5 protein-coding genes are annotated in these 6,988 nt (G+C 64.2%); all 5 read right to left on the reverse strand.

What is annotated here, in order from left to right; all coding sequences use genetic code 11:
* Positions 1–36: 36 nt before the first annotated feature.
* On the reverse strand, positions 37–2,439 hold the full coding sequence (locus tag AB7E35_RS14640) for a 3-hydroxyacyl-CoA dehydrogenase NAD-binding domain-containing protein (RefSeq protein WP_428167819.1): 2,403 nt from the start codon (positions 2,437–2,439) through the stop codon (positions 37–39).
* A gap of 22 nt (positions 2,440–2,461) precedes the next feature.
* Positions 2,462–4,258 (reverse strand): acyl-CoA dehydrogenase C-terminal domain-containing protein, encoded by a 1,797-nt coding sequence (locus AB7E35_RS14645; protein ID WP_428167820.1) that lies wholly within the window; start codon positions 4,256–4,258, stop codon positions 2,462–2,464.
* Between the two features lie 66 nt (positions 4,259–4,324).
* Positions 4,325–4,987: a TetR/AcrR family transcriptional regulator gene (locus AB7E35_RS14650; protein ID WP_428164427.1), complete on the reverse strand. Its 663-nt coding sequence runs from the start codon at positions 4,985–4,987 to the stop codon at positions 4,325–4,327.
* A 251-nt stretch (positions 4,988–5,238) separates the two neighbouring features.
* The gene (gene slmA, locus AB7E35_RS14655) at positions 5,239–5,883 is read right to left on the reverse strand and encodes a nucleoid occlusion factor SlmA (RefSeq protein ID WP_428164428.1); all 645 of its coding nucleotides are present in this window, start codon (positions 5,881–5,883) and stop codon (positions 5,239–5,241) included.
* 214 nt (positions 5,884–6,097) lie between these two features.
* The coding region (gene argB / locus AB7E35_RS14660; protein ID WP_428167821.1) for an acetylglutamate kinase at positions 6,098–6,988 on the reverse strand (891 nt) is incomplete at its 5' end.

Consider the following 6,988-nt stretch of genomic DNA (forward strand, 5'->3'; position numbering starts at 1 on the left):
CGGGGTGAGGGCAGTCATGCGCCATGGCCTGCAGCCTCAATTGCGCACCGGCTTACCCGTACTCAGCATGCCCAAAATCCGCTCATGCGTCTTGGGCTGGCCAATCAGGTGGCAGAACGCCTTGCGCTCCAGCATCAAGAGGTATTCCTCGGTCACCAGGCTGCCCGCATCCACGTCGCCGCCGCAGACCACCTGGGCAATCATCGTGGCAATCTTGAAGTCGTAAGCGCTGATAAAGCCGCCATCGCGCATGTTGACCAGCTGCGCCTGGATGGTGGCAATGCCGCTGCGGCCCGCCACAGCAAACAGGCGCTTGTGCGGCGCGCGCCAGCCGCTGGCGGCCAACGCCTTGGCTTCATTGAGAGCGGCAAACAGCAGCTCGTCCTTGTGCGGCACGATGATGTCGCTATCCAGCAAATAGCCCAGCTTGCGCGACTCAAGGGCGCTGGTGCCCACCTTGGCCATAGCCGCGGCGGTAAAGCCCTCGGTCAAAAAGGGCAGCACATCCTTTGAAGTGGACATGGCCATGTTCTCGGCCGCGCGGCGGGCGATGTAAGTCAGGCCGCCGGCGCCGGGCACCAGGCCCACGCCCACTTCCACCAGGCCGATGTAGCTTTCCATGTGCGCCACGCGCCGGGCGCAGTGCACTGCCAGCTCGCAGCCTCCGCCCAGCGCCATGCCGTGAATGGCAGCCACCACCGGCACCTGCGCGTAGCGGATGCGCATCATCAGGTTCTGCAATTCCTGCTCGATGCTCTCGATGGCATCGGCCCCGCCCACGGCAAAGGCCGGCATGGTGGCCTCCAGGTCGGCGCCCACGCTGAAGGGCGCATCGCCCGACCAGATCACCATGCCCTGGTATTCGCGCTCGGCCGTGTCCACTGCCTCCACCAGGCCCTCCATCACCTCGGGGCTGATGGCGTGCATCTTGTTCTTGATGCTGGCAATCAACACCTGGCCGTCCAGCGTCCAGGTGCGCAGCGCCCGGGACTCTGCAATGGTGGTGCCGGCCGTGCGCCAGTCGGGCAGGTTGTCTTCGCCCAGCAGTTTTTCAGGGAAAAGCTGCTTTTCATAGACCGGCAGTACGCGGCGTGCTATGAATTTTTGCTGCGCCGCGCTCCACGAGCCCTCGGCCGTGTGCACGCCGCCCGCCTGCGCCACCGGGCCGTTGAACACCCAATCGGGCAGCGGCGCGCGGCTCAAGGCCAGGCCGGCGTCAATATCCTCCTGGATCATCCTGGCCACCTCCAGCCAGCCTGCTTCCTGCCACATCTCGAACGGCCCTTGCTTCATGCCAAAGCCCCAGCGCATGGCCTGATCCACATCGCGCGCGGTGTCGGCTATTGTTTCCAGGTGCACCGCGGCGTAGTGGAAGCTGTTGCGCAAGATGGCCCACAAAAACCGGCCCTGCGCGCCTTCGGCGTTGCGCAGCAGTTTCAGGCGCTCGGCGGCGGGTTTTTTCAGCATGCGGCCATAGACCTCGTCGGCCTTGGCGCCGGCGGGCACGTAGCTTTCGCTGTCCAGCTCAAAGCGCAGGATGTCGCGGCCCACTTTCTTGTAAAAACCGGCCCCGGCCTTTTGTCCAAGATGACCCAGTGCTATCAATTTTTGCAGCACGGCGGGCGTGCCGAAGCTGCCGTAGAACGGGTCGGTGGCTTCGCTCAGGTTGTCCTGCAGCGTCTTGATGACGTGGGCCATGGTGTCCAGGCCCACCACGTCGGCGGTGCGGAAGGTGCCGCTGCTGGCCCGGCCCAGCTTCTTGCCCGTCAGGTCGTCCACCACGTCGAAGGTCAGGCCAAAGTTCTCGGCCTCTTTCATCGTGCTCAGCATGCCGGCAATGCCGATGCGGTTGGCGATGAAGTTGGGCGTGTCATGCGCGCGCACCACGCCCTTGCCCAGGCCGCTGGTCACGAAGGTTTCGAGCTGGTCGAGCACCGCGGGGGCCGTGGTGGGGGTGTTGATCAGCTCCACCAGCGTCATGTAGCGCGGGGGGTTGAAGAAGTGGATGCCGCAAAAGCGCGGCTGGATGGATTCGGGCAGCGCCTCGCTCAGTCGGGTGATCGACAGGCCCGAGGTGTTGGACGCCACTATTGTCTCGGCGCCGACGAACGGCGCGATCTTTGAGTAGAGGTCGAGCTTCCAGTCCATGCGCTCGGCAATGGCCTCGATGACGAGGTCGCACTCGCGCAGCAGCGCCATGTGCTCCTCGTAATTGGCCGGCTGGATCAGCGCGGCGTCATCCTGCACGCCCAGGGGCGATGGTTTGAGCTTTTTCAGGCCTTCCACGGCCCTGGTGACGATACCGTTCTTGGGGCCTTCCCTGGCCGGCAGGTCAAACAGCACCACCGGCACTTTGACGTTGACCAGGTGCGCGGCAATCTGGGCGCCCATCACACCTGCGCCGAGGACGGCGACTTTCTTCACGTTGAATCGGGACATGGTGATTTCCTTGACGGCCTGCTCAGGCCAGCGCCAGGTCGGTGTCCATCACTACCTGGCTGCCTGCGCGTGCAGTGCGCATCAGCGTGGCGGTTTCGGGGAACAGCTTGGCAAAGTAAAAGCGCGCCGTCTGCAGCTTGGCGCCATAAAACGGATCCTGGTTACCTGCGGCGATCTCGCGCAACGCCACCTGGGCCATGCGCGCGAAGAAGTAGCCAAACACCAGGTGCCCCGCCACGCGCAGGTAGTCCACGGCGGCGGCACCCACTTCGTCGGGGTTTTGCAGGCCGCGCAAGCCGATTTCGGTGGTGAACTTAGGTAACTGGTCGCCCAGGTAGGCAATCGGGTTGATGAACTCGGCCATCTTCTCGTTGACGCCCTCTTCTTCGACCAGCTGGGCCACCAGCTTGCCAAACTTCTTGAGCGTGGCGCCCTGGTTGCCCAGCACCTTGCGGCCCAGCAGGTCCAGGCTCTGGATGGTGTTGGTGCCCTCGTAAATCATGTTGATGCGGTTGTCGCGCACAAACTGCTCCATGCCCCATTCCTTGATGAAGCCATGGCCGCCAAAGACCTGCATGCAGGCGTTGGTGCTGATGTGGCCGTTGTCGGTGATGAAGGCCTTGACGATGGGCGTGAGCAGCGCCACCAGCTCGTCGCTGTCCTTGCGCACGTTCTCGTCGGGGTGGCTGTGGGCCTTGTCCAGCAGCAGCGTGCAGAAAATCTGCAGCGCGCGCGCGCCCTCGGCGTAGGCCTTGGCCGTCAGCAGCATCTTGCGCACGTCGGGATGCACGATGATGGGGTCGGCCGGCTTGTCCTTGGCCTTGGTGCCGCTCAGGCTGCGCATTTGCAGGCGATCCTTGGCGTAGGCCAGCGCGTTCTGGTAGGCCACTTCGGTCAGGCCCAGGCTCTGGTTGCCCACGCCCAGGCGGGCGGCGTTCATCATCACAAACATGGCGGCCAGGCCCTTGTGCGGCTGGCCCACCAGGGTGCCAATGGCGCCGTCGATGGCAATTTGCGCCGTGGCGTTGCCGTGGATGCCCATCTTGTGCTCCAGGCCCGTGCAGTAAATGGGGTTGCGCTCGCCCAGGCTGCCGTCGGCATTCACCTTGAACTTGGGCACCACGAACAGGCTGATGCCCTTGCTGCCCGCGGGCGCGTCCGGCAGGCGGGCCAGCACCAGGTGCACGATGTTCTCGGTGAAGTCGTGCTCGCCCGCGCTGATGAAGATCTTGTTGCCGGTGATCTTGTAGGTGCCATCCGGCAGCGGCTCGGCGCGGGTGCGCAGCAGACCCAGATCGGTGCCGCAGTGCGGCTCGGTCAGGCACATGGTGCCGGTCCACTCGCCGCTGGTCAGCCGTGGCAGGTACAGCTTCTTTTGCTCGTCCGTGCCATGCGCGTGCAGGCATTCATAGGCGCCGTGCGACAGGCCGGGGTACATGGCCCAGGCCTGGTTGGCGCTGTTGAGCATCTCGTATAGGCACTGGTTCAGCACCAGCGGCAGGCCCTGCCCGCCATACGCCGGGTCGCACGACAGCGCCGCCCAGCCGCCTTCCACGAACTGGGCGTAGGCCGGCTTGAAACCCTGTGGCGTGGTCACCTCGTGCGTCTGCTGATCCAGGCGGCAGCCCTCGGTGTCGCCGCTGATGTTGAGCGGGAACGCCACTTCCGCTGCAAACTTGCCCGCTTCTTGCAGCACCGCGTTGATGGTGTCTGCATCCACCTCGGCATGCCGGGCAATGGCCTTGAATTCGTCAGTGACCTTGAAGACCTCATGCAGCAAAAACTGCATGTCGCGCAGAGGGGGCGTGTAGGCGGGCATGATTTAGCTCCTGGGTGTTGTGGGAATGAAGATGAAAGATGAACGCAGATGCCTGACGATAAAGGCTCATCCGCAGGCCGGACGGCTGCCGTAGCGCGCCAGAATGCTGTCGAAACCGGCACGGGCGCGCTCGATGGAGCCTGGCGTGTGCAAAAAGCGCGCTTCGTAGTGCAGCGCCAGAATGAGGCCATGAATCTCGAACAGCATCTGGTCTTCGCTCACGTCAGGCTGCAGTTCGCCGCACTCCTTGCACTGCCGAATGGCGCGCTTCATCGCCGCCTGCCAGGTCAGCACCGACTGGGCCAGCGCATCACGCACGGGGCCGGTGCGGTCGTCAAACTCCACCGCGCCGCTGATGTAGATGCAGCCCGAGTCGATCTCGATGGAGGTGCGCTTCATCCAGTTGGCAAACAGCGCGCGCAGGCGGGCAATGCCGCGCTGCGCCTGCATGGCGGGATAAAACACCTCTTGCTCGAAGCGGGCGTGGTATTCGCGGATCACCGAAATCTGCAATTCTTCACGCGAGCCGAAATGCGCAAACACGCCCGACTTGCTCATGCCCATCACCTCGGCCAGCGCGCCGATGGACAAGCCCTCCAGCCCGATGTGCGTGGCCTGGCCCAGGGCAGCTTCTACGATGGCTGCCTTGGTCTGCTGCCCTTTTTGCAGCGCACGGCTGGCGCCGCGCGCAGGGCGGTCGGTCTTGGAAGAAGAGGAGGATTCTGGCATGGCAAAAAGCAAAACGAACGATCGTTCTATTCTTGCATGGGACAAGCCCACAAAGCCAGCATTTCCACCCCGCGCCGAGCGCGTGCGCGGGTAAATCCCTACGCGGCGCAACTGCAAATGCGTGCCGCGTCACCGCATCTTGCGTCATCCCCGTGCAAGCGGGGATCCACAAACACTGAACCGGTGGCGGGTCACCGCCAGAGATGCCCGCCTGCGCGCGGATGGCACAGCACCAGCGGCTTGGGGGCCTCTCACAGCACCAATGCGAGGGTGGCGTCCAGATGCTCGGTGGGCAGTCGGCGAAAACCCGTGCGCACATAACGCTGCAGGCGCCCGCGGATCAGGTCGCACAGCGCAGCGGCGCGCACCTGCGCCTGCGCCGTGGGCGCAGCCGCCCCTTCGGCCAGTGCGGCTGGGCGCAGACACTGGCGCAAAGTGGACTCGATCTTGTCGAAAAACAGGTTCATGCGCTGGTGCAGGCGCTCGTGCTCCAGCACCAGCGCGTCGCCCACCATCACACGCGCCATGCCGGGGTTGCGCTCGCCAAACTGCAGCACCATGGCAGCGATGCGCGCCGCGCGCCGTGCCCCGTCCGCCTCGGTTGCGCGCTCCATGATCTGCTGCACCAGGGAGAAAACACTGTGCTCGATGAAGTCGATCAACCCCTCGAACATCTGCGCCTTGCTGGCAAAGTGGCGGTACAGCGCCGCCTCGCTCACCGACAGGCGCGCGGCCAGCGCGGCGGTGGTGATGCGCTCTACACCAGGCTGCTCCAGCATGGCAGCCAGCGTCTGCAGGATTTGCACGCGGCGCTCACCGGGCTGCGGGCGCCGACGCGCCGGGGGTGGCTCGCATGGCGCGCATGCATCAAGGGTGACGGGGGTGGGTTCAGACATGGGCAACAGTTGCGTGCAATAGATCCGCGTGCAGCCATTTTCGCGTGCCTGCAAGGCGCGCAAGGCGCAGCATCACGGGGCACGCGCCGGATTTGCTCATAAAATAATAGCGTTAAGCGCTGGCCGTATAAGGGCTAAGTTCAAATTTGAATTGCAACCTATTACCCTCGACCCTTCGCCCACCATGCATAAGGCAAAGGGGTTGCCGGCCCACTCAATGGCTGCGGATCATGGTGCCGTAGGCCTGGTCGGTCAGAATTTCCAACAGCATGGCATGCGGCACGCGGCCGTCAACAATGTGCACGGCGTTCACCCCGCTCTTGGCCGCATCCAGCGCGCCGGCAATCTTGGGCAGCATGCCACCGCTGATGGTGCCGTCGGCCACCAGTTCGTCAATGCGGCGTGCGGTCAGGTCGGTCAGCAGATTGCCTTGCTTGTCGAGCACACCCTTGATGTTGGTCAGCAGCATGAGCTTCTCGGCCTTGAGCACCTCGGCCAGCTTGCTGGCCACCACGTCGGCGTTGATGTTGTAGCTCTCGTTGTGCTCGCCAAAGCCGATGGGGCTGATGACGGGGATGAAGGCGTCGTCCTGCAGCGCCTTGACCACACTGGGGTCGATGGAAACGATGTCGCCCACCTGGCCCACGTCGTGCTCGATGCTGGGGTTCTGGTTGTCCAGCAGCTTGAGCTTTTGCGCACGGATCAGACCGCCATCGCGCCCCGTCAAGCCCACGGCCTTGCCACCGGCCTGGTTGATCAGGCCGACGATGTCCTGCTGCACCTCGCCGGCGAGCACCCACTCGACCACCTCCATGGTCTCCGCATCGGTCACGCGCATGCCCTGGATGAACTCGCCCTTCTTGCCCAGACGGTTGAGCGCCTGCTCGATCTGCGGGCCACCGCCGTGCACCACCACCGGGTTGATGCCGACAAGCTTGAGCAGCACCACGTCCTCGGCGAAGTCTTGTTGCAGTTCCGGGTCGGTCATGGCGTTGCCGCCGTACTTGATGACCATGGTCTTGCCATGAAACTTGCGGATGTAGGGCAGCGCCTGGGCCAGGATTTCAGCCTTGTCGCGGGGGGCGATGGAAAGAAGGTCGGTCAT

Origin of the sequence: Diaphorobacter sp. (genome assembly GCF_050251835.1) — a bacterium.
Taxonomy (GTDB): Bacteria; Pseudomonadota; Gammaproteobacteria; order Burkholderiales; family Burkholderiaceae_C; genus JBFXIE01.